Origin of the sequence: Paenibacillus sp. 598K, from assembly GCF_003851045.1 — a bacterium.
GTDB lineage: Bacteria > Bacillota > Bacilli > Paenibacillales > Paenibacillaceae > Paenibacillus_D.
This window is the reverse complement of the sequence record NZ_BFBX01000104.1, coordinates 18,488-40,442: the sequence shown is the minus strand read 5'-3', so window position 1 is coordinate 40,442 and position 21,955 is coordinate 18,488. Positions and strand designations below refer to the sequence as shown.

Here is a 21,955-nt window from a genome sequence, read left to right as displayed (position 1 = left end):
CCGCTACGCAGCACGGACCGCTCATTACGACGCAAAAGCGACCAATCGGGTCACTTGTGCGCGCGACTCATCGTCACTCAGCCGCTCCAGTGCACCTTTCTTCCCTTGCACACACGATTCACCGTTACTCGGCCGCTCCAGTGCACCTTTCTTCCCTTGCACACGCATGACTCACCGTTGCTCGGCCGCCTTCATGTCAGGTCGACGCTCCGTCGCCGCGCGCGACCGGGAAGCCGAACATCGCCGCGAACGCCTCTTGTAGACCCTCGGAGCCCAGCCGCTCGCGAATCTCGGCGGGCGTGCCCTCCAGCTCGATGACGCCGCCGCGCAGGAAGGCGATCCGATCTGCCAGCCCCTCGGCGAGCGCAAGCTGATGCGTGGAGAAGATCACCGTCTGTCCGGCCTTGGCGGCCTGACGAACTAGCGCGGCGAAGCTGTCCATCCAGTACGGATCCAATCCGTTGGTCGGCTCGTCCATGATCAGCAGCGGCGGCTCGGCGAGCAGCGCCTGCGCGAACAGGATACGCTGGCGCATCCCTTTGGAGAAGGCGCTGACCGACTTACGTCCGGTCTCGCCCAGCCCCACTGCCTCCAGCACCGCCGTCGCACGCGACCGGGGCAAGCCCCGCAGCGATCCCCAGAAGCGCATCGTCTCGGCTGCGGTCAGACCCGGACTAAATCGGTAGTCGTCTGGCATATAGCCAATCTGGCGGGCATAGGCCATCCGATCCTCCCGCCACCGTCGACCGCCGACGACGATCTCGCCTCCGTCCGGCTGCATGACGCCAGCCAGCATGCGGAGGATCGTGCTCTTGCCCGCGCCGTTGCCGCCGCAGAGCGCGACGATCTCGCCGCGCGCCGCCGTCAGGCTCAGCTCCTGGATGACGGCTTGACCCTGCATCGTCTTGCGTACGCCGCTCATCTGTACGAAGGGCTCAGCCACGCGATCTCCTCCTCTCCCATAGCCACGCCGAGCCGCCGCCCAGCACCGCGATCCAGAGCGCGCAGAGAGCCGCGAAGCCTATCGTCCCGGCAGCTCCGCGAATCCAGCGCACCCAATCGTAATACTCCGGTCCGAGCACCGAGCCTGCGCCGAGCTTGACGACGACGAACAAACGGGTCAGCTCGGCCGGATTGAGTGCGGTCAGTACCGTCACCGCAGGCTTGATCCACATGTAAGGCAGCATGCCCAATGTGCCGATCAGGAGGGGCGCCCAGCCGATGACCGCAAAAAACCAGATCGCCACGGCAATCGTCAGCGCCTGCCAGCGGTTGCGCGCCACAGTACCGACGGCCAACGCCACGGCCAGGAACATCAACGTCAGACTGCCAGCGAACACGAGCAGCAGCCCGTAGGTCGATAGCTCGAAGCCGCCGCCGCTCAACCAGCCGAGCAGACCTGCCGCGCCGAAGCCGGAGGCGCAGATAACCAACAGCACTACCGCCAGACCGGCGTATTTGCCCAGCATCCAGGACCAGGTGCGGATCGGATAAGCGGACAGCAGCTCCCAGTTGCCGTCCTCCCGCTCGCCCGTCAGCGAGAAAGAGCCGAGCATCAGCGTCATGAGCGGCAGCAGATAGATGATCAGGTTAAGCATCGTGCCGGTGACGCCGGTATAGCCCTGGACATAGCCCTGCGACTGGATCAGCAGCAGGCTGAGCATAAACGCCACGAACAAGCCGAGGAACGAATAAGCCCAGGGATTGCGCAGCCCCATCCGCAGCTCGCGAATCGCAATTTGCCACGCATGGCTCATGAGGCGCTGCCTGCTCCATGATCCGTCGTCGCGGCTTCGCTCGCCCCGTGCGCGCCTTCTGTCTCGGAAGCGTCGTGACCCTGAGCCTCGCCATCGTCGTGCGCGGAGTCTCCGCCGTGCTCGTCTGTTTTTCCTTCATGGCCTTGTCCGGCTTCCCCGTCATGACTGTGTCCAGCCTCGCCGTCGCCATGGCCGCTCTCGCCGTCTGCATGGCCGTCTGCATCATGCGAGTGACCGTCCATATCCATCATGTCGCGATTGACCGCCCAGCTGTGCTGCGCCAGATCATCAGCCTTCATCAGCGTGCCGCTGCCATGCTCGGCGATGAACGCCTCCGCTTCCTTCTCCGACTCGAACGAGACGATACCATACGCCATCGGCGTCTTGATCTGGGCCTCGTACACATAGTAGGCGTCCTCGTATTTCAGCCATTTGCTGTTGGTGTAGTCGCGGACGAATGCCGCACCGATCGTGTCGGTGCCGTTCTCCGTCTTCCACTGGTTCATGCAGCCCAGATCGTCGAACTTCAGCGACTGGCCGTCCTTGGTAATAATCTGGGTCGCATACTGATCATCCTTGATCGCCATGTTACAGATGACGCATCGATCCGTCGCTTCGTTGATGGCATGCGGCTCGTAGGTCTTGCTGCCACATGCGGCCCCTACCGCCATAGCGGCCAGCAGCACCAGCACCGTCCAGGCATAATTGCGGATTCTCTTCATCTCTCATCTTCTCCTTGCGAATAAAATTACCGACCATGCGCCGCCGAGCAGCAACGCTCCAGCCACTCCTGCAGGCCAGCGCGACGCGGCCTCTCCGTCCTCTTCGGCAGCGGACGGCGGCTTCATCAATGGCGACACATCGGTCGTCCACGATTTCATATCTGCCTGATACAGTCCTTCGAGGAACCGCATGCCCGGCGATTGATAGAACAACTGGAAGGGCGGTCGGCGCTGCGCGATCCCGGCGTAGAGCGGGTTGATCGCATAGCTGATGTCGCTGTAGCCGTCGCCGTCCGCATCGATCCCCCGATGCTCGTCCCAGTAGTTGCCGGCGATCTCATTGTCCGTGCTCTCTCTGGCCTGAGCGTCGGCGACGTTGCCGCGCAGCTCGTTGCCGGTTACCCGGTTGCCGCTCGCAGCGATGAAGTGCAGCCCGGTGAAGTTGTCCAGTACCCGATTGGCTTCGATGACGTTATCGGAGGATTGCTCGATATACATCCCCACGCGGTTGCCGCTGAGCAGATTGTCACGGATCAAGGTTCGCTGCGCATCGAAAAGAAGCAACCCTTGCGAATTGACATTTTCGCTCTGCTTGCTGAAGTGATTGCCGATCATCTCGACATCCTGCGTATTCATCACCATCGCGCCGGTAATATTGCCCTCGCCGACGTTAGCGTAGATGCGCGTCCCGATCGTATACATGCAATGCACGCCATAACGGGAATCGTAGATGCGGTTCTCGGTGACTTCATTGGTGTCGCTGTTCTCCAGATAGATGCCGTCATGGAGCTCGCGGAGCGTATTGCCGACGATCAAGTGGTCGTGAGCGCCATACAGATCGATACCGTTGCCCTTGGCAGCGGGGCGGACGCGCTGCGCCTCCGGTTGGCGGCTCCAACCGATCACATTGTCCCGCAGCTCACCGCCGTCGGCATCGCGCACCCAAATGCCGCCCGAGGCGGTCGTAATCTCCAATCCTTCGAGACGCACCTCGTCGCCGGTGACGAGCACCGTTGGCTCGCTCTTCACCGTCTCGTCGAGGATCGTCAGTCCCGACACGCTCGCGCGGTTGGCCTCGACGCGCAGCGCCGTTGCTTCGCCGGTGTAGCGGAGGATGGTCTCGGGAGCAACAAGCTGCAGCTCCTTGTCGATGACCAGCTCGCCCTCGTAGGTGCCGCTCGGCAGCACCAGTTGTGCGCCCGGCGCAGCCTCATCGATTAACTGCTGCAACGTCGAGTCAGGCTGTGCGGCCGATTCGTCGGCAGCCGCCTGCGACGCCGCGATCGTCTGCGTGTCGAGGGTGGACGCTGCGTTCGCCTGCTTCGCCATCGACTGCACAGCGACGATCGGCGCTGCGTCCCCTGGCATCACGGCAGACTTGGCAGCGACAGTCGGCGCTGCGCTCGCTTGCATCGTTGCCGAGCGCATGTCGGCGACCGCCGTTCCATTCCCCTGCATCGTCTCCGATTGCACAGCAACGGCAGAATCTGCCTTCGCCCGCATCACCGCCGTCTGTTCGGCTACAAACCGCGTTGCATCCCCCTGTGTCCCCGCCGACAGCGCGACTGCTGACGACGGCACGCCAATCGCAACCATCACCGACAGCGCCAGCAGGCCCGGCAGCGCTCGTCCTATTCGCCCGACAAGGGATACCTTTGCTCTATTCTTTGCACTGTTTGGGCCGGTTGTGCCAACGCCGCACGAGGAGGCATGCCTTGCTTGCCGCCTCACTCGACCGTCACCTCGGTTTTTTTGGCGATATGCAGATCGTCGACATAGAGATGGAGATACACCTCGAAGGTGCCCGCACTCGCAAATGTATGCGTGCCTACGAACGCGCCCGCGTCGAACTCGGCATCGACCAGCGTCGGTCGACCCGCCGCCCGGATCTCAACCGCAACATCGGCCTGATCGGTCAGCTCCGCGCCGCTGAACTGAACGCGCAGCTGCATAGGCTCGCCCGCGACAGGCGGACTCGGATCGGTGGTCAGCGTGCCCTCGACCAACGCCGGATCGATCTCGATCGGCGGCGCGCTGCTACCGCAGCCGCTCAGCCATAGACAGAGCGCGCCGAGCAGCAGCAGCTTCATCGCTTTCATGCCTTGCTGTCTTATCCTTGCTGTCATCCTCTTCCCCCTTCTACCATGACCACGGGCCGTCGATTAGCCCGAGTCGGATCGCCAGCGACTGCCACAGCAGCATCGTCTGCGGCGCCAGCTGCGTCTCGGTGCATGCGGATTCCGGCTTGTAGCCATAGCCCGTCGCCCGCTCCCAGGTTACTTCTCCGAGATTGTTGGTTGCCTCCGCCTGATCGAAGCAGAGCGGCGAGATATACGTCTCGAGCGTATGGTCGACGACGATTCGCGTGCTGCCGGGCGGCGACATCGTGATCGGTATCAGCATCGCCGCACCGATCGCTGCGAGCAGCACGATCGGCCACCACGTTTTGATGAACTTCATGCTTGTCCGTCTCCTTCGGGGATAAACTTGCCCCTTTGTGTGAACATTTGATGTCAATTGGCCTTGTAGCCCCAAATAGCTATAGCAGCCAGCCGAAGGCCAATGCTACACTTAACCTGTCTGTTCAAAGGACCTCCAGAAAAACAGACCGATCCGCAGGATCGGGAGGTCAGTATAAATCCAGGATGGTGATTACTCTCATGTCTAGCCAAAGTAAAGCGGCGCGCCCGTATCTGATCGCCAGCGCGATACTCGTCCTTGTATTCGCCGCTTATCTGATCTACCCTATGTTCAAGTCCGACCGCCTGCCGGTCGTCATGGCGTCGCCCGACTTCACGATGCCCGACTATCAGGGACAATCGGTCAGCCAGAGCGACTATGACGGCCAGGTGCGGCTCATGTCCTTTATCTTCACGCGCTGCCCGGACATCTGCCCGGCCACGACGATCCACATGGTCGACCTGCAGGAGGAGCTGAAGGCCCGCAGTCTATACGGCGACAAGGTCGCCTTCGTCTCCGCCACATTCGACCCGGACAACGACACGCCGGAGGTGCTCGCCGACTATGCGGACAGGCTGGGGATGGACCTTAGCGGCTGGACGCTGCTGCGCGGCGAGGAAGCCGATACGATCGCGCTTGCCAAGTCTTACGGCAACAACGTCCAGCGACTGGACGACGGCCTGTACGTGCACAACGTAACCTCGCTGCTCCTGATCGACGGCAAGCAACAGGTTCGCAAGATTTACCGCATGGGCGAGGATATCGATCAGGAGGAGATCCTCCGCGACATCGAATCCCTGGTCAAGGAAAGCTGACCGGCGAATCGCTTATTGTTGCACAGCGAGCCAATCGGCAAGCGCGCCGATCTCGGCTTCGTCCAGTTGGCGGTTAAAGGCCGGCATGCCGCCGCGTCCCTCCGTAATGATCGTGGCCAGTTCCTCGCGGCTGTACTTGGCGCCGACCTTCTCCAGGCTCGGCGCCGAACGGCCGCGCAGCTCCGCGCCATGACAGCTCATGCACTTCTGCTTGTAGACGGACATCGCCTCGCTATGCTCCGACGCTTCCTCTGCCGGACCATTCTGGCCGCCAGAGCCTTGCGTGCCGCCTCCTCCGCCTCCGCATGCACTGACTGCCAACATGCCTGTCAGCGCCGCAGCCGCGAGTGTCCATTTCCATTTTTTCATTCGTCCCCACTCCTTTTTTAAATTTCGTGATCAAAAGCGAACTTTTTGAACTACCTTTCGGATGGTTAATTTTGGACTCCCCCTATAGTTTACCCTTTCCCCAACCACCCTTGTTCATACGCATACCTCGTCAGCTGGACCCGATTGGACAGATGCAGCTTGTGGAGGATGTTTTTCAGGTGATTTTTGACCGTGTGCTCCGAGATCGACAGCGCGCTGGCGATATCGCGGTTGACCGCGCCCCGCGCGACATGACCGAGGATCTCCCGCTCGCGCGCCGTCAGCGGGCCTTCGTAATCCGCACCCGTGTCGACCGGCGAGAATTCCTTCAACAGGCGAAACGCCAGCTCCTTGGTCATCGGCGCTTCGTCGAGCGCGATCGCCCGCAAATACTCATGCCAGGCAGAGGGCGACAGATTTTTGAGCAGATAGCCCTGCGCCCCTTTTTTCAAAGCCTCGAACAGATGGGTGATGTCGTCGGATACCGTCACCATGACGATCTTCACATACGGATACTTCCCCTTGATCTGCTTGGTCGCCTCCATGCCGCCGATGCCGGGCATCGAGATATCCATCAGGATCAGATCGGGCATCCATTGCTCGGTCAGCGTCAGCGCTTGCTCGCCGCTCCTGCCCTCCGCGACGACGATGAACGCCGGGTCCCCTGACAGGATGAGTCGGATGCCTTCCCGGGCATGCTCGCTATCGTCCACGATGAGCACGCGGAAGCTGGGTTCATTCATATGCGGGTTCGTCCTCCTTCCTGTGCCTTACCCTTAGGGTAACGCAGCCATGCAGCGCTCGCATGACCCGAAAGAGTCAGAAGGCGTGAATATTATATGTCAAAAACGGCGCGGCGCGCTGTGATCTGACGCACTCCGGCCCTCGGCCCAGGCATGGCAAGGGTTTTCGGGACATCTGCCGAACATTTGGATGCTCCCGAAGGAAAGGTAGGGTCCCTTCTAACAAGAATGGAGTGGCGCAAAATGAAACGAGTGTTTACGAATGCGCGGGCAGTCGGCATAATGGGAACCAAGTTTGGTAACGCTTGCAACGAGCTGAACGCCAAAACCTCCCTTGCTGTCTAAGGACGGCCAGAGAAAGGATGAACACTATGGGCAAGATCTACACGCTCGGCGTCGTCGGCCTCGGCGAGGGCCGCAGCATCCTGTCGGCTGCGCTCCAGAGCCGTCAATGGAAGCTGGGCAAGGTATGCGATCTGAACGAGTCTGTATGTCGGGAGCGCGCCGAGGAGTTCGGCTTGGACCGCTGGACGACCTCCTATCGCGAGCTGCTGGACGATCCCGAGCTGGACGTCATCGCCATCTATACGCCGGATCAGCTGCACCGCGAGCACATCGAGCAGGCGCTGGCCGCCGGCAAGCATGTCATCTGCACGAAGCCGCTGCTCACATCGCTGGAGGGCGCAGCTGAGCTGCGGGAGCTGGCGGAGCGCAGCGGCAAGCACGTATTCGTCGGCCAGAGCTCGCGATTCTTCGAGCCGATGCTGCACCAGCGCCGCGACTTTGAGACTGGTCGCCACGGCGAGCTGCAGACGGTCGAAGCGTCTTACATCACCGACGGCCGCTGGTTCCTCGAGCGCGGCTGGAGCCGCCAGAGCGGCTTTAGCTGGATGTACAACTTCATGATCCATGCCGTCGATCTGGCCCGCTGGTATCTCGGCGAGATCACCGAGGCGAGCGGCTTCGGCACGGTCAGCTCGACCAGCCGCAGCTACGGACTCGAAGCGTGGGACAGCCTGCGCTTCGTAATGCGCGACAGCGCCGGCCGGATCGCCACCGTCTCCGGCAGCTATACGCTGCCGACGCTGAGCCGCGAGCTCGCGCCCTCGATCGAATGCACGTTGCGCGGTACAGAGGGCACGAGTCGCGCCGAATATCTCAATCTGCGCTACCATACCCACTTTGCCGGAGAGGGCAAGCAGACACACACGTTCGACGACAAGCACAGCTACTACTTCCGCTTCGAGGGCGAGAGTCATCATGCGGGCGAGTATCAGAACTATATTGAGTACTTCGCCGACTGTCTCGACACTGGCCGGACGCCTGCGCCCGACATCCATGAGGGCATCGAGACGATCGTCCTCATGGAGGCGCTGCGCCGCAGCGCCGAGCAGGACGGCGAGCGCATCCGACTCCGCGAGTTCCGGGCGTCGCTGGGATTGTAGTGCGCAGGCACTGCGTCGGATTAGAGCCCGCGCTCCAAGTTCCTATGCACGTTGGCATTCGCCTTTCTAGTGACGCGGTATCGCGTTGACATGAGCTGTCACCATACCACCCTCAGGAGGAGATTCATATGAGATTCGATTACGATATCGCGCCGGTGACCGGCGATTCCAAATGGTTCACCGAGGCCCGCTTCGGCATGTACATCCACTGGGGACTCTATGCCCTCGGCGCTCGTCACGAGTGGCTAAAGGGGCGCGAGTTCATGACGAATGAGCAATACCACAAATACTTTAAACGCTTCGACCCCGATCTGTACGATCCTGAGCTATGGGCGCAGCTGGCGGCCGATGCCGGGATGAAATACTTCGTCGTCACCGCCAAGCACCATGAGGGCTTCTGCCTCTGGGACACCAAGCAGACCGACTACAACGTAATGCACACGCCGGCGGGACGCGATCTGCTGCGACCGATGCTCGACGCCTTCCGGGCTCGCGACATCCGCGCCGGCCTCTACTACTCGCTGCTCGACTGGCATCATCCGCACTACACCGTCGATGTGAAGCATCCGCTGCGGTACAACCAGGCGTTCCTGGACGCGCAGAGAGAGAAGGACTGGCAGCGGTATATCGACTTCATGTTCGCGCAGACGCGCGAGCTGCTGACCGAGTACGGCAAGATCGACGTCATGTTCCTCGACTTCTCGATCCCGCCGCTCGAGGGCTTCCCCGGCAAGGGGGCGCAGGAGTGGCAAAGCGAGCGGTTCATCCGGATGGTGCGCGAGCTGCAGCCGCAGATCATGCTCAATGATCGGCTCGGCATTCCCGGCGACATCACGACGCCGGAGCAATACCAGCCGCGCGGGTGGATACGGGTCGGCGGACGCCGCGTCATCTGGGAAGCCTGTCATACGTTCAGCGGCTCTTGGGGCTACTACCGCGACGAGGAGTCGTGGAAGAGCGTCGACACGCTGGTCAAGATGCTGATCGATACGGTCGCCAAGGGCGGCAATCTACTGCTCAACGTCGGCCCGACCGGACGCGGCGAGATCGACGAGCGCGCCGTCGACCGGCTCCGGGGGATCGGCGAATGGATGAAGCGCCACAGCCGCTCGATCTATGGCTGCACTGCTGCGCCGGACGGCCTAGCCGCGCCAGGCGACTGCCGCTTCACCTACAACCCAGACACCCATCGGCTGTATCTGCATATCTTCAGTTGGCCGTTCAAGAACCTCCACCTGCCCGGCTTCTCCGGCAAGGTCGAGTATGCGCAGCTGCTGAACGACGCCTCCGAGATCCGCATGGTCGAGGGGGAGCAGGAGATGACGATGGAGGCGGGCGCCTTCAACGAAGGCCGCCCTGCCGACACCTTGACGCTGCAGTTGCCGGTCAAGCAGCCTAACGTGACGGTGCCGGTGATCGAGCTGTTCCTGAGATAGTACTCATGGCTGCAAGCGGCGGCGCGATGCGACATGCGCCGCCTTTCTCTGCGCACGCTCCTCAACTAAGCCCCCTCGACCGCCATCGCCCACCTCCCATTCTTGCACATGTCTCTTCTCTTTTACCCACTCTCGCCGCTATCCCTCCCGCAGACGTTCGCGATACGCTCGCGGGCTCAGGCCATACTGTTGCTTGAACAGCTTAGAGAAGTGGAACTCGTCGTAGAACTGCAGCGAGGCCGCGATCTGCTTGACTGACAGGCTGGTCGTCTCCAGCGAGGCTCTCGCCGAGTCCAGCTTCAGCCGTTGCATGTACTGGCTCGGCGACAGGCCGGTCCTGGCGCGGAACCGCCCAAAAAACACCGAACGCGACAGCCCGCTGCGATGCACGAGCGCTTCCACGGCAAGGGGCTGCGCGAGATGCTGATGCATCCAGTAGAGGATGTCGTCCAGCTCGGGATGACGGCTCTTGCTCGCCTCATCCCGCTCTCTGGCGAGCAGCAGCATCAGCTCCTGCGCGCGCAGCCTCATCGCGACCGCGTACCCGCGCGGCTGGACGATCATCTCGTCGATCATCCGCTCGCACAGTCGCGCAGCCTCGACCAGCCGGCCCGTCGCCGTCGGCGCGATCACGGGCAGCTCCAACTCGTCGACCAGCCCGAAGGGATCAAAGTGAATAAAGTAAAAATGCCAGTCGTCGTTCCCCTCGCAACGATAGGAGCATGGCAAGCCCTCCGGCACGATAAAATAGGAATCGGCAGGCAGCACATGCCGTTGACCGTCCACGATGCAGATACCCGTCCCCTCGCAGGTCAAAAATATGCCCGGACATTCAAAGCCTTGCGGCTTGATCGCATGATAGGTTTCGTCCGCGCGCACCTTCCATAACGATCTGAACTGCAGATCCGCCATCTCGGTACGATTATCCAGTATATAAGGAATATCCATCATTGTCATGACTTGAAGCCCTCCATTCTACCCTCACAATAATCAGGACAATTATACATGTTTTTGTAACGCTGTTCCATGGCGTGCCCCCACTTGATCCACTACAATAAGCCTACACGACTACAAAGGAGGGTTTGACGTTGAACGTTAAGGTAGGTAGCCGCGAGCTGGAGCTGGGCGGGCCTCATCTGGAGGAGCTGCGGGATTCGAACGATGTGTTGGGCGATACGGATGCGCTGAGAGCGCGTATGGAGGAAGACGGCTATTTGCTGCTGCGGGGCTTCCATGACCGGGAGCAGGTGCTGCGGGCCAGGACGGCGGTGCTGAGCAAGATCGACAAGATGGGCAAGCTTGGAAGGGATACGCTGCTGGAGGAGGGCTTCACGGCTGATGGGAGCAAATCGATCTTCATGGGCGGGCTGCACGAGGACTTGCCTGAGCTGCTAGATGTGCTGAACGGCGAGCATGTGATGGGCTTTTTTGATCAACTGCTGGGCGCGAAATCGTTGACCTACCGATATAAATGGCTGCGGGCCGTAAGCAAGGGCGATTATACCGGCGCGCACTACGACATCGTCTATATGGGACGCGGCACCCACAACCTGTATACGGTCTGGTCGCCTCTGGGAGACATCAGCTATGAGATGGGCGGGCTGGCGCTCTGCCTGAACTCTCACCGTTTCGAGTCGCTCAAGCAATCTTACGGGGCCAAGGACTCGGATCGCGACGGCATCGGCGCCTACACCGACGATCCGCTGGTCATCACGGAACGGTATGGCGGCAAGTGGGCGACCACCGAATTCCAGGCCGGCGACGTACTCATCTTCGGCATGTTCCTCATGCACTGCTCGCTCGAGAATACGACCGCGCAGTATCGGCTCAGCGTGGACACCCGCTACCAATCCTCGCTCGACCCTGTCGATCCAAGGTGGAGCGGCAAAAAACCGCGCGGCCACTATAACGACAAGCCTGTGCCGGGGAGCAAATAAATCCGGAATAAGGCCGCCCATACGATATGAGGCGGCCTATGCTTTATGAGGGAGTCCTATCATACGACGAGGCCTGAATCAGCTCACGGGTATACGCCGACGACGGCCGATGGAATACCGCTGCGGTGTCTCCGATCTCCTGAATCGTGCCGCTCCGCATGACCGCTACCCGGTCGGCAAAGCCGGCGATCGTCTCGATCCGGTGCGTAATATAAAGGATGGACATCCCTTCCGCGCGCTTCAGCTCGAGGAGCAGCGCCATGATCTCCGCTTCGATCATCGGGTCCAGCGCAGACGTGATCTCGTCGGCGACGAGCAGCCTCGGCGACATGGACAGCGCTCTGGCGATCGCGATCCGCTGCTTCTGGCCGCCGGAGCACTGCGCAGGCAGACGGTCCATATATTCGGAGGAGAGCTTCACCTTGGCGAGCAGCTCCTCCGCCGCCAGCCATGCGGCTTGCTTCGGATAGCCGCTCAGCCGCAGCGGCTCAGCAACGATGTCCCTTACCTTCCAGTAGGGATTCATAGAGCGATCCGGATTCTGGAACACCATCTGTATGGCGGGCGTCTGCCGCTCTCGCCAGACGATGCTGCCGGAGGTGGGCTGCTGCAGGCCGACGATCAGCTCGGCCAGCGTCGACTTGCCCGAGCCCGATTCGCCGATCAAGGCGAAGATCTCATCCTCCATCAGCTCGCACGACACCCCGTCCACCGCCTTGACGACGCGAGCGCCCTTGCCCCCGCCGCTGTACTGCTTGGATACCTTGTCCAGATATAACATCTCTTCTGCTCCTCCTTCCCCTCTCGCGGCGATCGATAGATCAGGCTCTACCGACAGCCGCACTAGGTTCCCTGCGCCCGGCTTCCTGGTCGAGATGCGCCTCGACCCGCCTCCCCTCCCGCAGCGCGATGATCTCGTCCGAGATATGCCGCGCAGCAGGGATATCATGCGTGATGAGGAGCAACGCCATCCGATGCTCTCTCACTTTGGCCACGAGGAGGTCGAACACCTCCCGCTTGACGAGCGGGTCGAGCGCTCCTGTCGGTTCGTCGGCGATCAGCACACGCGGCTTGTTGACGAGGGCCAGGGCAATCAACGCCCGACTGAGCATCCCTCCGCTTAACTGATGCGGATAACAGGACAGCACATGCGCGTCGAGCTGCACCTCCTCCAATGCCGCGATAGCGGCGATCTGCCGCTCGGCCCGCGTCCGCTGTCGACGCATCGCTTCGTAGAACTGTTGGCCGATCGTCAGGATCGGGTTGAAGCTGCTGCGCGGGTCCTGCATAATGAAGGCGGCGTCCACCCAGCGCTCCATCGCGGCAGCGGAGCCTGCATCGTAGATCGGACGTCCGTTCACCCGCGCCTCCCCCTCGACCGAGACGGCCGGCACGAGTCCATACACCGCTCTGGCCAGCGTCGTCTTGCCTGAGCCCGACTCGCCGACCAGACTCGTAATGGAGCCCTGCCGCACCTCAAAGCTGATGGGATGGACGATGATCCGATCCGCATACGTCACCTGAAGATCGCGGACGACGATCGCCGCCTCTCCTGACTTCGCCTCATCCTTCGTCCGACTCGGAGCTGCATCATCCCCGGTACTGGGCTGATCTGCGACGCCGTGATCCGCTCGCTGACCCGCTGCTTGATGTCCCGCGCGCCGTCCCGACTGCGCTGCGAACGACGGGCCTCGCGCGCTGCTCTCGCCGAGCAAGGCAAGCGCCACGATGACGAGCAGGATCGCTGCCGCAGGCGGGACGATCGACCAGAGCCAGGCGTCCGTCAGGAACGTCTGCGTGCGAGAGAACGCCTCATGCAGCATCCTCCCCCACGACACCGTGCTCGGATCGCCGATGCCCAGGAAGGCGAGGCTCGCCTCCATCGCCACCGCGGTCTGGAAGGCGATGATAAACTTCGTCCGCGCAAGCGGCCAGATGAACGGCAGCAGATGACGCCGCAGGATATAACCGGTCTTCCCTTGGTAGAGCTGCGCTGCCTTTACGAACTCCCTCTCCCTCAGCGAGAGCGTGGAGGCGCGGATCAACCGCATGTAGCCCGGCCAGGTCAGCAGGCTCAAGGTCAGGATGAGCTGCCATGTGCCGCCGCCCGTAAAGGAGGCTACGATCAGGATAAGCAGCAGCGAGGGCAGCACGAGCAACATATTGGCGATCCCGTTCAGCAGCGGGTCGAGCCGATGCGAATAGCCTGCCAGCAGGCCAAGGCTGACGCTAAGGAAGGTGCTGAGGAGCGCTACAGTCATGCCGACCCCCAACGTCATCCTCGCTCCATAGATGAGCTGGCTGTACAGGTCCTGCCCGATCATATTGGTGCCGAGCCAATACTCGGCGGAGGGGGGCATGAGCCGTTCTCCATCAATAGCCATCGGCGCATGACTCACCGTCAATGGACCGAGCCATGCGATCAGGACGAACCCCGCAAATCCTGCGATCCCAACGAGCTGTGACCAGCTGAGAGTCCGCTTCATCCGCTCACCCCGCTGTTCTCTGCCTTGCGAATCCTAGGGTCCAGATAAGGGTAGAGCAGGTCGCCGATCAGGTTTAGCAGGAGCACGAAAAGCGTGATCAGCAGGAACAGTCCATGCAGGAGCGGGTAGTCCCGACCGAGGATCGCCTCCTGCAGCAGCTTGCCGATCCCCGGATAGGCGAATACCGTCTCCACCAGGATCGAGCCGGCGATCAGCATCCCCATGCGGATCATAATCAGCGTCACCAGCGGCAATGACGCATTGCGAGCGATATGCCGGAACACGATGACCCGCGAGCTTGCGCCCTTCGCAGCAGCGAATTCGATATAGGGCTCCTCGCGCACCCGCAGCGCTTCATTGCGCATGAGCAGGTACAAGCCCGCCAGACTGCTGAGCGTCAGCGTCAGCGCTGGCAGCGCCGCATGCCGCAGCACATCGAGCGCCGCCTCCCAGGATGAGTCGCTGCGCAAAAACGCGGTCCTGGCCCCGCTAAGCGGGAACCAGCCGAGCTTCGCCGCCAGCGCGATCAGCAACGTCATGCCGATCAGAAACTCAGGGATCGAGCTGATGCCCAGCATCGACAGGAAGAGCCCGCGATCCGTCCGGCCAGGGTGCTTCCACGCAGAGTACAATCCGGCTAGCAATCCGATCACGATCGATAACAAGCTGGCCAATCCGACGATGAGCAGCGTCCATGGCAGCCGTGCCAGGATGACCTCGTATACCGGCGCCTTCTGACCGACGGACAAGCCGAATTCGAACGTGGCGATGCCTTTCATATACTGCCTAAATTGTTCGCCCAGCGAAGCGTTAAGCTTGTAATACTCCAGCATCGCGGCCTTTTGCGCTTCTGTTAGAAATACGGCCCCCTCGGCGCCGCCGCCCGTAATATAGTCGACGGGCCCCCCCGGCAGCAGCCGGGGAAGCCAGAAATTAAGCAGGATGATGAATAGGAGCACCAGCCCATAGGAGGCTGCCTTTTTACTTGCCGACATCGATCAGGAGCGCCTTGTTCTCCCAGAGCGGCAGACCGTCCGCGATCCCGCCATAGGTGTTTTTCCAGCCGTCGAATACGTTGGCATTGTGAATGCTGTAAAACGGACGATGGAACAGCACGAGGGTCGGCAGTTCTTCGGCCAGGATGCTTTGCATCTGATCGACAATCGCATGCCGCTTCGTCTCGTCGAGCTCCTGCATCTGCTCGGCCGCCAGCGCCTGGAAGCCCTGGGCGTCGAATACCGTGCCGCGCGCCGCGTACGTGTTGGCCGCCTGACCGGAGAACCATAACCGCAGGAAGTCCGGATCGCCACTCACTCCGATGTGGCCGGTAATTGCCATATCGTATTTGTTCTCGCCCATCGCGTCGGAGAACGCCGCGCCATCGACTTGTGCGATCGTCAGATCGATGCCGACTTCCTTGAGCATTTCCTTCATCATCGTCGCTTCCGGACTATTCGAGGACGTCATTACGCTCAGTTTTAGTCCGCTGCGGACCCCTTCGCTGTTCTTCGCATAACCGAGCTCGTCGAGCAGGCGCTCCGCTTCTGCCTTGTCGTACGCATACGCCTTGATGTCTTGGTTGTACCACGGCGAATCGGGAGGGATGACGCCGCCGCTGCCGACGATCGGCTCGCCGCCTGTCAGCTTGGCAGCCAGCTCCTCGCGGTTCAACGCGTAGGCGATCGCTTGCCGCAGACGTTTGTCGCCGAGTTGGGCGTGATCGAGATTAAAGGTAATACGGACGACGCTGCCGGTCGGATCGCTCTTCATCGATTGGAAGCCCGCTGCCTCGGCCGATTGGACATCCGAGTGAGTCAGTACAAAGGTCTGGTCGATCTCTCCGTTCTGCAAAGCGAGCAACTTGTCCGCCACCTTGACATACGCGACCTCCTTGACGAGCACCTCGCCCTTGAAGTAGCTGTCGTTGGCTGCGAACAGATACTGCCCGGAGGCCGTATCGTACTCCTCCAGCGTATAGGGGCCCGTACCGATCAGAGCGGCATCCTCCTGGAACTCCACCGGATTGGCGACCGACTGCCAGATATGTTGCGGGATAATCGGCACGATGCCGACAAGATCGCTCAGGAAGGGCGCGTACTTGTTATTCAGATGGAAGGCGACGGTCAGATCATTAATCTTCTCCACGCTTTTGATCTGGCTGATATCGCCGTTCCAACTGAACGGATGCTCCTTGTAGTAATCAAAGCTGAACACGACATCCTCTGCAGTGAACGCTTCGCCGTCATGCCATTTCACCTGTTCTTCGAGCTCGAAGGTGTACGTCAGTCCATCCTCCGACAGCTCCCACGACTTGGCCAGCCAAGGGATGACGCCGCTATCGTCCTTCCACGTCAACGTATCGAACAAAAACGAGTTGCGCAGGAAGCCGAACGGACCAAGCGCGCTGAATGTAAACGGCGACGGGAAGCCAACATCGCTGCCGGCGATTTTCAACATGGGCACGATCTTCGCTGCATCGGTGCTTGCAGCCGCAGCTTCGGGCGTTGCCGTGCCCGTCTGCTCTGCACTCTTGTCCGTAGCGGTTGTGTTGCTGTTCTCGTTATCATTGCCGCTGTTGCTCGAGCAACCAGTGACGGCCAGCGCGATAGTAAGGATGAGGATAAGCCAGGATTTTCTCATTGCTAGGTCATTCCCCTTTTTGGATAGGTTCATATATGGTGCAGGCCGCATCCTAGATGCGGCCCTCTGCCAGCCAGGGCAAAAAGCCGTCGAGGAAGCGTTCGGTCGCCGGCATGAAATACGAGCCGTAATGATATTCCGGGTCAAGCGTCGTCATGACGAGCGTCCCCGGCGTGCTCAGCTTGTCCACCAAGAGGATCGAACCGTCGCCCTCGATCTCGATGAGCGAATCGACCTCCCGCTGCGGGAAAAACACGCCATGATAATGCCAGGTCGCGTCCTCCAGCGTAATGTATCGGAACAGATCATGCTCTGGCCGGGTCAGTACGAGGCCGCTCTGCGCTCCAGGCTCCAGCCACCACCAAAAGTTGGTAGGACGAGACGCCCAGCCGTGGCCCGGAAACCAGGGATTCGGCTGCGCTCCGAGCGCGACGACAATCTTGCCCTTGTCCAGAAAGCTGCGGATCTGCGCCAGATGCCGCTCCACCATGCCCTGATTGATCTGGGAGGGCACCAGGAGCACATCGAACGGATCCAGATCGAGCTCGTCCAGCTTTGGCAAGTAAGCCAACTGCGCGATATACTGCGCATACTTCGGCTCTGTGAATGTACGATGCTGATGGGCGCTGCCGGCGTAGAGCACAGCTATCTTCCGCATGGCTGTTCCCCCTTCGCTTGCAGCTGCCGGTGTTCTTGGTCGAGGAATCGCTCCAGCTGGGGGGCGATTCGTCGTGCGCTGTTCGCCCAGCCGCGGTAACCGAGCAGATTGCGGCCCGAGTGGAGCAGGATCGTCCCTCCGCTGCTCTGCCGGTCGATATACGTGATCGGCTCGCCTCCCGCCAGCCGCAGCAGCACCTCCGCGCCCTCCGGCAGCGGGTGATGCCCGCGCGCAAAAAAGCCCGACACTCCGCGGTTAAACGTCAGGTCCTCGGACAGCACGCCCTCGAAGATCGGATGGGACAACACCTCTACGTTATAATCCAGATGACTGTGAATCGCCTTCGGTAGGAAAATCCCGGCGCCAGGAAGCCACGCTCGGAACAGATGTCCGCAAAAAATCACGATATTGCCCTGATCGAGAAACTGCGCGACAGCGCTCCGTTCCTCGTAGAGCATCTCCTGATCCACGAATTCATCGATGATCAGATACTTGTGTCCTGCTCCCGCCAGATCGTACAGGGGCAGCTCGTACTGGTCCAGCACCTTACCGTTCGCTGCCTGTCCGCACCCTCCCCCATTCTGTTGGCCAAAGGTCGCGCCCGAGTCGAGGAATAGATAATCCGGGACTTGGCGCATGCTCATGACAGCCTCTCTACGAGCAGCAGCTCATCCTGAGGCAGCGCCAGCGCCCGCTCGCACAGCTCGCGCTTCAGTTGTTCGTTGGCAGCCGTATCCTCCGCTGTCATCGTACCCTCGCGCCCGCGCTTCAGATAGGCATAAAATGCAGCCGGCAGGAAATCTTGTCTCAGTGCGACTTCGACGGCAGCGCCATCCTGGTCGGAGATGACGAAGGCATAGGACTGCGCGCGGTAAGGGTCATACTGAGCAATCGGGTAATCGACATCGACCGTATAGACGCCGCGAGTGACCGCTCGGGTCGTGAACTCGAAGGCATCGCGGAAGCCCGGCCCGGCATGGCCGGAGCGTACCGACAGGCTGGACCGCTCCGGCGCTTCCTCGCCGTACAGCTCGGCGAATGCCGCCTGCACAACCCGGTAACCGACCGCGATCGCCATCAACGCCAGATTTCCATGATAGTTGCGAAGCTCGGAGAAGGACAGGTTGAGCACTTCTCCCCTGTCTTTGATTCGGATCGTTGACACGTTTGTTGCACCTCTTCCATCAAATATTGTTGCAGATGAGAAATATACAAATGAGAAGGATTATCAACTACAATATCATTATTGATAATGAATATCAATATCATTAATGGGGCGTATTTGTGAAGGAGAAATCTGGATGCTCCTGCCCGAGCTCACACAAAAAATCCCGCCCTGCGCCTAAGCGTCGGACGGGATCGTGAGTTGTATTAAATTTTGTACGCCTTCATCGCCTTGCGGATCTCTTTCCAGCTCGGACGCTTGCCGTACATGAGAACGCCGGTACGGTAGATCTTGGCCGACAGCCAGCCAAAGACGAAGATGCTGGCGAGCAGAATGCCGATGCCCAGCGCGATCTCCCATGCCGCCGGCTCGGTGAGGCCGACCCGCAGGAACATCGCAAACGGCGTGAAGAACGGGATGAAGGAAGCGACCTTGATGAGCGTCGAGCCCGGCGCGCTCATCCCGAAGATGCCGATATAGAAGCCGGCCATCGAGAGGATCGTCACCGGCGTCAGCGCCTGCGCCAGCTCCTCGGTGCGGCTGACGATCGAGCCGACTGCCGCGAACAGCGTCGCATACAGGAAGTAGCCGCCAAAGTAGAAAATAATCGCATAGACGTACATCATCGGGTCCAGCTCGGACAGGTTGATGTTGAAGCCGGAGAGCATCTCCTGGTTATGCGGCAGCGAAGCATTGACGATAACGACCAGTACGAAGGTCGCGATCTGCATCGTGCCGACCAGGAACATCCCGAAGATTTTGCCGAACATCTGCGTCAGCGGCGCCACGCTCGTCACCAGTATCTCCATGACGCGCGAGCTCTTCTCCGCCGTCACCTCGGTGGCGATCAGTTGGCTCGTGATGAAGATGCCCATGAACAGCAGGATGATCGTCACATAGACGAACCCTAGCGCAAGTCCGCTTGGTCCGGTCTCGCCGCCCTCGGTCTCAGCGCCGGTCTCCGTGGAGATCTGCGTCGTGTTAAGCGCGACTGGTTCGATCAACGCTGCGCGCTGCTCCGCTGTCAGGCCCGACTCCTCGAGGATCAGATCGTTGCGGATCGTCTGCAGCGCCGGCATGAGCGAGGCTGTAGCGCCGCCTCCCAGCGACTCCGCCTTGTACGTCACCTCAGGGAACGTCCCGCCCTGACCCTCGAAGGTCAGGTAGCCGCGAATCGCGCCCTCGGCGATCGCATCGCGCAGCGCCTGCTCATCGGCGAACGCTGCCAGCTGCAGGTCGGCATCGTCGCCGAGCCGCTCGTAGTAAGCGCCTAGCGGTCCAGTGACCTGCGGCGCCTGGCCTTCGACATAACCGATGACAGTCGGGCCGTCCCCTGCGCCATCGCCGCTGAAGCGATCGATAATAAAGGGCAGATTGACGCCGATGCTAATAATCAGAGAGATGATGAGCGTCGTCACAATAAACGATTTGGTGCGCATCTTGTTGCGGGCCGTAAAGCCGACAACCGTCCAGAAGTTACTCATTACGTCCACCTACCGATCGGATAAAGATTTCATTTAACGTGGGCTCCATCAATTCAAAGCGTGTCAGCTCCGTCTGCGCCATCGCATGCCGCAGCAGGTCCTGCGCCGTCTCGGGGCGCTCGATGAGCACCTCGTAGCCGTTCTCCATCCGCTTCACCTGACGGACGCCTCCGAGACTCTCCAGTCCCTTCAGCTCGCCCTCGGTGCCGAGGATGACGCGCTCGCGCGGGAATTGCTTTTTGATCCCCTTGATATTGCCTTGCAGTACCGTGTTCGAGCGGTGCAGGATCGTCATGTTGCGGCACAGCTCCTCGACATGCTCCATCCGGTGCGTCGAGAACAGGATCGTCGTGCCGCTGTCGCGCAGCTCCTTGACCGTCTCCTTCAACTGCTCGACATTGACCGGGTCCAGTCCGCTGAACGCTTCGTCAAGGATGACGATGCTTGGCTTATGGATGACGGCTGCGATGAATTGGATTTTTTGCTGGTTGCCCTTGGACAGCTCCTCCACCTTCATGCCGTAATACTCGGTGATGTTGAAGCGCTCCAGCCATTCCTTCAGATTTTTGTCCGCGTCCTTCTGCGACATGCCCCGCAGACGGGCGAGATAGGTGATCTGCTCGTTGATCTTGACCTTCGGATACATCCCGCGCTCCTCCGGCAGATAGCCGAGCATGCTCAGCTGCTCTCGGCTGTAAGGCTTGCCGTTGTAGAGGATCTTGCCTTCGTCCGGGAAGATCAGTCCGAGCACCATCCGCATCGTCGTCGTCTTGCCGGCGCCGTTGGCGCCGAGCAGACCGTAGATCTCTCCGCGCTCCACCTCGAAGCGGATTCCGTTCACTGCTGTCTTGTCGCCGTACTGTTTGTACACATTATCTACCACTAACGGTTTCATCCTCATACCCCTTTCATTCTGGACGGCGAGCGGAGGGCGCGTAGCGCGACCAGCTCTGCCAATATATCATCGAGCTCAAGCACATGCCTGGCTTGAACCGCGATGCCTTGCTCCTGCAGCCATGACTCGGCGTTCCATGCTTCGCTGGTGACGAGCTTGACCACATCGGCGCCTGCCGGCTCCCGACTGCTGTAGCCCGGCATCTCCTCCCACCGGACCTCTCTCTCCGATGCTCGGACGTAGAGGTACTGCCAGCTTCGGAACAGCTCATCCTTCTCGAAGACGCCCATCACTTGCCCATGAATCATAAATACGATGTAGTCAGCCAGCCGTTTCACTTCTTCGACGATATGCGATGCCATCAGGATCGTCCGATCCCCCCGCTCCATGTGTCGATGCAACACATCGATCATCGTCCGCCAGGCGATCGGATCCAATCCCGAGGAAGGCTCATCGAGCAGCAGCAGTTCAGGATCATGGGCGAGCGCCAACGCCAGCTCGAACTTGCGTCGCATCCCTTTGGACATCTTGCCTAGCTTGAGACTGTCATCGACATCGAACAGGTGCCCGAGCTCACGATATCGGTTCACATCCCAGCCGGGATACCACATCCGGGCAAAGACCGCTTTGTCTCTTGCCCGCATCGAGCTGTCAAACGGCTGACTGTCCTCCCGCAAATAGCCGATGCGCTGCTTGAAGTCGATGTCTGCATCCGGCTTCACTTGTTGGCCGAACACCTCGACCTCGCCTTGGTCCGGCTTGGAGATGCCGAGCAGCATCCGGAACGTCGTACTCTTGCCTGAGCCGTTAGGCCCGACGATCGCTGTAATATAGCCTTGCGGTACTTGCAGATGCAACGGTCCGAGCTGGAAATGCTCTCGCGAAAGCTTGACATCCTTGAGCTGGACGACTACCTCTTGCTCTTGCATAACTGTCGCTCCTC

General features: G+C 60.6%; 23 protein-coding genes. 4 read left to right on the top strand and 19 right to left on the bottom strand.

The window, feature by feature from the left end:
- Positions 1-196: 196 nt before the first annotated feature.
- From PA598K_RS26710 to PA598K_RS26685, 6 genes are all read right to left on the bottom strand, one after another.
- On the bottom strand, positions 197-943 hold the full coding sequence (locus tag PA598K_RS26710; RefSeq protein ID WP_128659871.1) for an ABC transporter ATP-binding protein: 747 nt from the start codon (positions 941-943) through the stop codon (positions 197-199).
- Entirely contained in the window at positions 936-1,757 is an 822-nt protein-coding gene (locus PA598K_RS26705; RefSeq protein ID WP_128659870.1) for an ABC transporter permease, read from the bottom strand. The genes PA598K_RS26710 and PA598K_RS26705 overlap by 8 nt, the downstream gene beginning before the upstream one ends.
- Positions 1,754-2,479, bottom strand: coding sequence for a nitrous oxide reductase accessory protein NosL (locus PA598K_RS26700; protein WP_128659869.1), 726 nt, complete (start codon positions 2,477-2,479; stop codon positions 1,754-1,756). The genes PA598K_RS26705 and PA598K_RS26700 overlap by 4 nt, the downstream gene beginning before the upstream one ends.
- A gap of 3 nt (positions 2,480-2,482) precedes the next feature.
- Positions 2,483-4,075 (bottom strand): right-handed parallel beta-helix repeat-containing protein, encoded by a 1,593-nt coding sequence (locus PA598K_RS26695; protein WP_260405633.1) that lies wholly within the window; start codon positions 4,073-4,075, stop codon positions 2,483-2,485.
- Positions 4,076-4,206: 131 nt separating this feature from the next.
- On the bottom strand, positions 4,207-4,605 hold the full coding sequence (locus PA598K_RS26690) for a hypothetical protein (RefSeq protein ID WP_260405632.1): 399 nt from the start codon (positions 4,603-4,605) through the stop codon (positions 4,207-4,209).
- A 13-nt stretch (positions 4,606-4,618) separates the two neighbouring features.
- Positions 4,619-4,939, bottom strand: a complete 321-nt coding sequence (locus tag PA598K_RS26685) for a hypothetical protein (protein WP_128659868.1) — start codon at positions 4,937-4,939, stop codon at positions 4,619-4,621.
- 200 nt (positions 4,940-5,139) lie between these two features.
- On the opposite strand from PA598K_RS26685, the gene PA598K_RS26680 reads away from it, so the two are divergent.
- Entirely contained in the window at positions 5,140-5,754 is a 615-nt protein-coding gene (locus PA598K_RS26680) for an SCO family protein (RefSeq protein WP_128659867.1), read from the top strand.
- Positions 5,755-5,766: 12 nt separating this feature from the next.
- Here PA598K_RS26680 and PA598K_RS26675 read toward each other — a convergent pair whose 3' ends face one another.
- Together PA598K_RS26675 and PA598K_RS26670 are read right to left on the bottom strand one after the other, a co-directional pair.
- The gene (locus PA598K_RS26675; RefSeq protein ID WP_128659866.1) at positions 5,767-6,123 is read right to left on the bottom strand and encodes a c-type cytochrome; all 357 of its coding nucleotides are present in this window, start codon (positions 6,121-6,123) and stop codon (positions 5,767-5,769) included.
- 89 nt (positions 6,124-6,212) lie between these two features.
- Positions 6,213-6,866 (bottom strand): response regulator, encoded by a 654-nt coding sequence (locus PA598K_RS26670; protein ID WP_128659865.1) that lies wholly within the window; start codon positions 6,864-6,866, stop codon positions 6,213-6,215.
- A 371-nt stretch (positions 6,867-7,237) separates the two neighbouring features.
- Between PA598K_RS26670 and PA598K_RS26665 the strand changes: the two genes are divergently transcribed.
- The gene (locus tag PA598K_RS26665) at positions 7,238-8,311 is read left to right on the top strand and encodes a Gfo/Idh/MocA family protein (protein ID WP_260405631.1); all 1,074 of its coding nucleotides are present in this window, start codon (positions 7,238-7,240) and stop codon (positions 8,309-8,311) included.
- 128 nt (positions 8,312-8,439) lie between these two features.
- A complete protein-coding gene (locus PA598K_RS26660; RefSeq protein WP_128659863.1) occupies positions 8,440-9,747 on the top strand; it encodes an alpha-L-fucosidase in 1,308 nt (435 codons plus the stop codon).
- Between the two features lie 138 nt (positions 9,748-9,885).
- Here the strand turns inward: PA598K_RS26660 and PA598K_RS26655 are convergent, their stop codons facing one another.
- Positions 9,886-10,704, bottom strand: a complete 819-nt coding sequence (locus tag PA598K_RS26655; protein WP_128659862.1) for an AraC family transcriptional regulator — start codon at positions 10,702-10,704, stop codon at positions 9,886-9,888.
- Positions 10,705-10,835: 131 nt separating this feature from the next.
- Between PA598K_RS26655 and PA598K_RS26650 the strand changes: the two genes are divergently transcribed.
- A complete protein-coding gene (locus PA598K_RS26650; protein ID WP_128659861.1) occupies positions 10,836-11,684 on the top strand; it encodes a phytanoyl-CoA dioxygenase family protein in 849 nt (282 codons plus the stop codon).
- A 43-nt stretch (positions 11,685-11,727) separates the two neighbouring features.
- On the opposite strand, the gene PA598K_RS26645 is transcribed toward PA598K_RS26650, so the two are convergent.
- The 10 genes from PA598K_RS26645 to PA598K_RS26600 form a co-directional block, all read right to left on the bottom strand.
- The gene (locus PA598K_RS26645) at positions 11,728-12,465 is read right to left on the bottom strand and encodes an ABC transporter ATP-binding protein (protein WP_128659860.1); all 738 of its coding nucleotides are present in this window, start codon (positions 12,463-12,465) and stop codon (positions 11,728-11,730) included.
- Positions 12,466-12,505: 40 nt separating this feature from the next.
- Positions 12,506-14,170 carry an ATP-binding cassette domain-containing protein gene (locus PA598K_RS26640; RefSeq protein WP_128659859.1) on the bottom strand — a complete coding sequence of 555 codons (1,665 nt, stop codon included), beginning with the start codon at positions 14,168-14,170 and terminating at the stop codon, positions 12,506-12,508.
- On the bottom strand, positions 14,167-15,165 hold the full coding sequence (locus PA598K_RS26635) for an ABC transporter permease (protein ID WP_128659858.1): 999 nt from the start codon (positions 15,163-15,165) through the stop codon (positions 14,167-14,169). Before PA598K_RS26635 ends, PA598K_RS26640 begins: the two co-directional genes overlap by 4 nt.
- The gene (locus PA598K_RS26630; RefSeq protein ID WP_128659857.1) at positions 15,152-16,810 is read right to left on the bottom strand and encodes an ABC transporter substrate-binding protein; all 1,659 of its coding nucleotides are present in this window, start codon (positions 16,808-16,810) and stop codon (positions 15,152-15,154) included. The genes PA598K_RS26635 and PA598K_RS26630 overlap by 14 nt, the downstream gene beginning before the upstream one ends.
- A gap of 52 nt (positions 16,811-16,862) precedes the next feature.
- On the bottom strand, positions 16,863-17,468 hold the full coding sequence (locus PA598K_RS26625) for a hypothetical protein (protein ID WP_128659856.1): 606 nt from the start codon (positions 17,466-17,468) through the stop codon (positions 16,863-16,865).
- Positions 17,456-18,112, bottom strand: coding sequence for a phosphate starvation-inducible protein PhoH (locus tag PA598K_RS26620; protein ID WP_260405630.1), 657 nt, complete (start codon positions 18,110-18,112; stop codon positions 17,456-17,458). Before PA598K_RS26620 ends, PA598K_RS26625 begins: the two co-directional genes overlap by 13 nt.
- Positions 18,109-18,633, bottom strand: coding sequence for an FmdE family protein (locus tag PA598K_RS26615; protein WP_128659855.1), 525 nt, complete (start codon positions 18,631-18,633; stop codon positions 18,109-18,111). Before PA598K_RS26615 ends, PA598K_RS26620 begins: the two co-directional genes overlap by 4 nt.
- Before the next feature lie 206 nt (positions 18,634-18,839).
- Entirely contained in the window at positions 18,840-20,117 is a 1,278-nt protein-coding gene (locus PA598K_RS26610; protein ID WP_128659854.1) for an ABC transporter permease, read from the bottom strand.
- Complete coding sequence (locus tag PA598K_RS26605; protein ID WP_128659853.1) at positions 20,110-21,012, bottom strand: ABC transporter ATP-binding protein; 903 nt, start codon at positions 21,010-21,012, stop codon at positions 20,110-20,112. The genes PA598K_RS26610 and PA598K_RS26605 overlap by 8 nt, the downstream gene beginning before the upstream one ends.
- A 2-nt stretch (positions 21,013-21,014) precedes the next feature.
- The gene (locus PA598K_RS26600) at positions 21,015-21,941 is read right to left on the bottom strand and encodes an ABC transporter ATP-binding protein (RefSeq protein ID WP_128659852.1); all 927 of its coding nucleotides are present in this window, start codon (positions 21,939-21,941) and stop codon (positions 21,015-21,017) included.
- Between the last annotated feature and the right edge of the window lie 14 nt (positions 21,942-21,955).

Bases quoted from the DNA above. Each gene is read 5' to 3' on its own strand.
- PA598K_RS26600 (WP_128659852.1), bottom strand. From the start codon at position 21,941: ATGCAAGAGCAAGAGGTAGTCGTCCAGCTCAAGGATGTCAAGCTTTCG.
- PA598K_RS26675 (WP_128659866.1), bottom strand. From the start codon at position 6,123: ATGAAAAAATGGAAATGGACACTCGCGGCTGCGGCGCTGACAGGCATG.
- PA598K_RS26700 (WP_128659869.1), bottom strand. From the start codon at position 2,479: ATGAAGAGAATCCGCAATTATGCCTGGACGGTGCTGGTGCTGCTGGCC.
- PA598K_RS26640 (WP_128659859.1), bottom strand. From the start codon at position 14,170: ATGAAGCGGACTCTCAGCTGGTCACAGCTCGTTGGGATCGCAGGATTT.
- PA598K_RS26670 (WP_128659865.1), bottom strand. From the start codon at position 6,866: ATGAATGAACCCAGCTTCCGCGTGCTCATCGTGGACGATAGCGAGCAT.
- PA598K_RS26680 (WP_128659867.1), top strand. From the start codon at position 5,140: ATGTCTAGCCAAAGTAAAGCGGCGCGCCCGTATCTGATCGCCAGCGCG.
- PA598K_RS26610 (WP_128659854.1), bottom strand. From the start codon at position 20,117: ATGAGTAACTTCTGGACGGTTGTCGGCTTTACGGCCCGCAACAAGATG.
- PA598K_RS26685 (WP_128659868.1), bottom strand. From the start codon at position 4,939: ATGAAGTTCATCAAAACGTGGTGGCCGATCGTGCTGCTCGCAGCGATC.
- PA598K_RS26660 (WP_128659863.1), top strand. From the start codon at position 8,440: ATGAGATTCGATTACGATATCGCGCCGGTGACCGGCGATTCCAAATGG.
- PA598K_RS26705 (WP_128659870.1), bottom strand. From the start codon at position 1,757: ATGAGCCATGCGTGGCAAATTGCGATTCGCGAGCTGCGGATGGGGCTG.
- PA598K_RS26645 (WP_128659860.1), bottom strand. From the start codon at position 12,465: ATGTTATATCTGGACAAGGTATCCAAGCAGTACAGCGGCGGGGGCAAG.
- PA598K_RS26665 (WP_260405631.1), top strand. From the start codon at position 7,238: ATGGGCAAGATCTACACGCTCGGCGTCGTCGGCCTCGGCGAGGGCCGC.
- PA598K_RS26625 (WP_128659856.1), bottom strand. From the start codon at position 17,468: ATGCGGAAGATAGCTGTGCTCTACGCCGGCAGCGCCCATCAGCATCGT.
- PA598K_RS26695 (WP_260405633.1), bottom strand. From the start codon at position 4,075: ATGGTTGCGATTGGCGTGCCGTCGTCAGCAGTCGCGCTGTCGGCGGGG.
- PA598K_RS26620 (WP_260405630.1), bottom strand. From the start codon at position 18,112: ATGAGCATGCGCCAAGTCCCGGATTATCTATTCCTCGACTCGGGCGCG.
- PA598K_RS26655 (WP_128659862.1), bottom strand. From the start codon at position 10,704: ATGACAATGATGGATATTCCTTATATACTGGATAATCGTACCGAGATG.
- PA598K_RS26635 (WP_128659858.1), bottom strand. From the start codon at position 15,165: ATGTCGGCAAGTAAAAAGGCAGCCTCCTATGGGCTGGTGCTCCTATTC.
- PA598K_RS26690 (WP_260405632.1), bottom strand. From the start codon at position 4,605: ATGACAGCAAGGATAAGACAGCAAGGCATGAAAGCGATGAAGCTGCTG.
- PA598K_RS26605 (WP_128659853.1), bottom strand. From the start codon at position 21,012: ATGAAACCGTTAGTGGTAGATAATGTGTACAAACAGTACGGCGACAAG.
- PA598K_RS26630 (WP_128659857.1), bottom strand. From the start codon at position 16,810: ATGAGAAAATCCTGGCTTATCCTCATCCTTACTATCGCGCTGGCCGTC.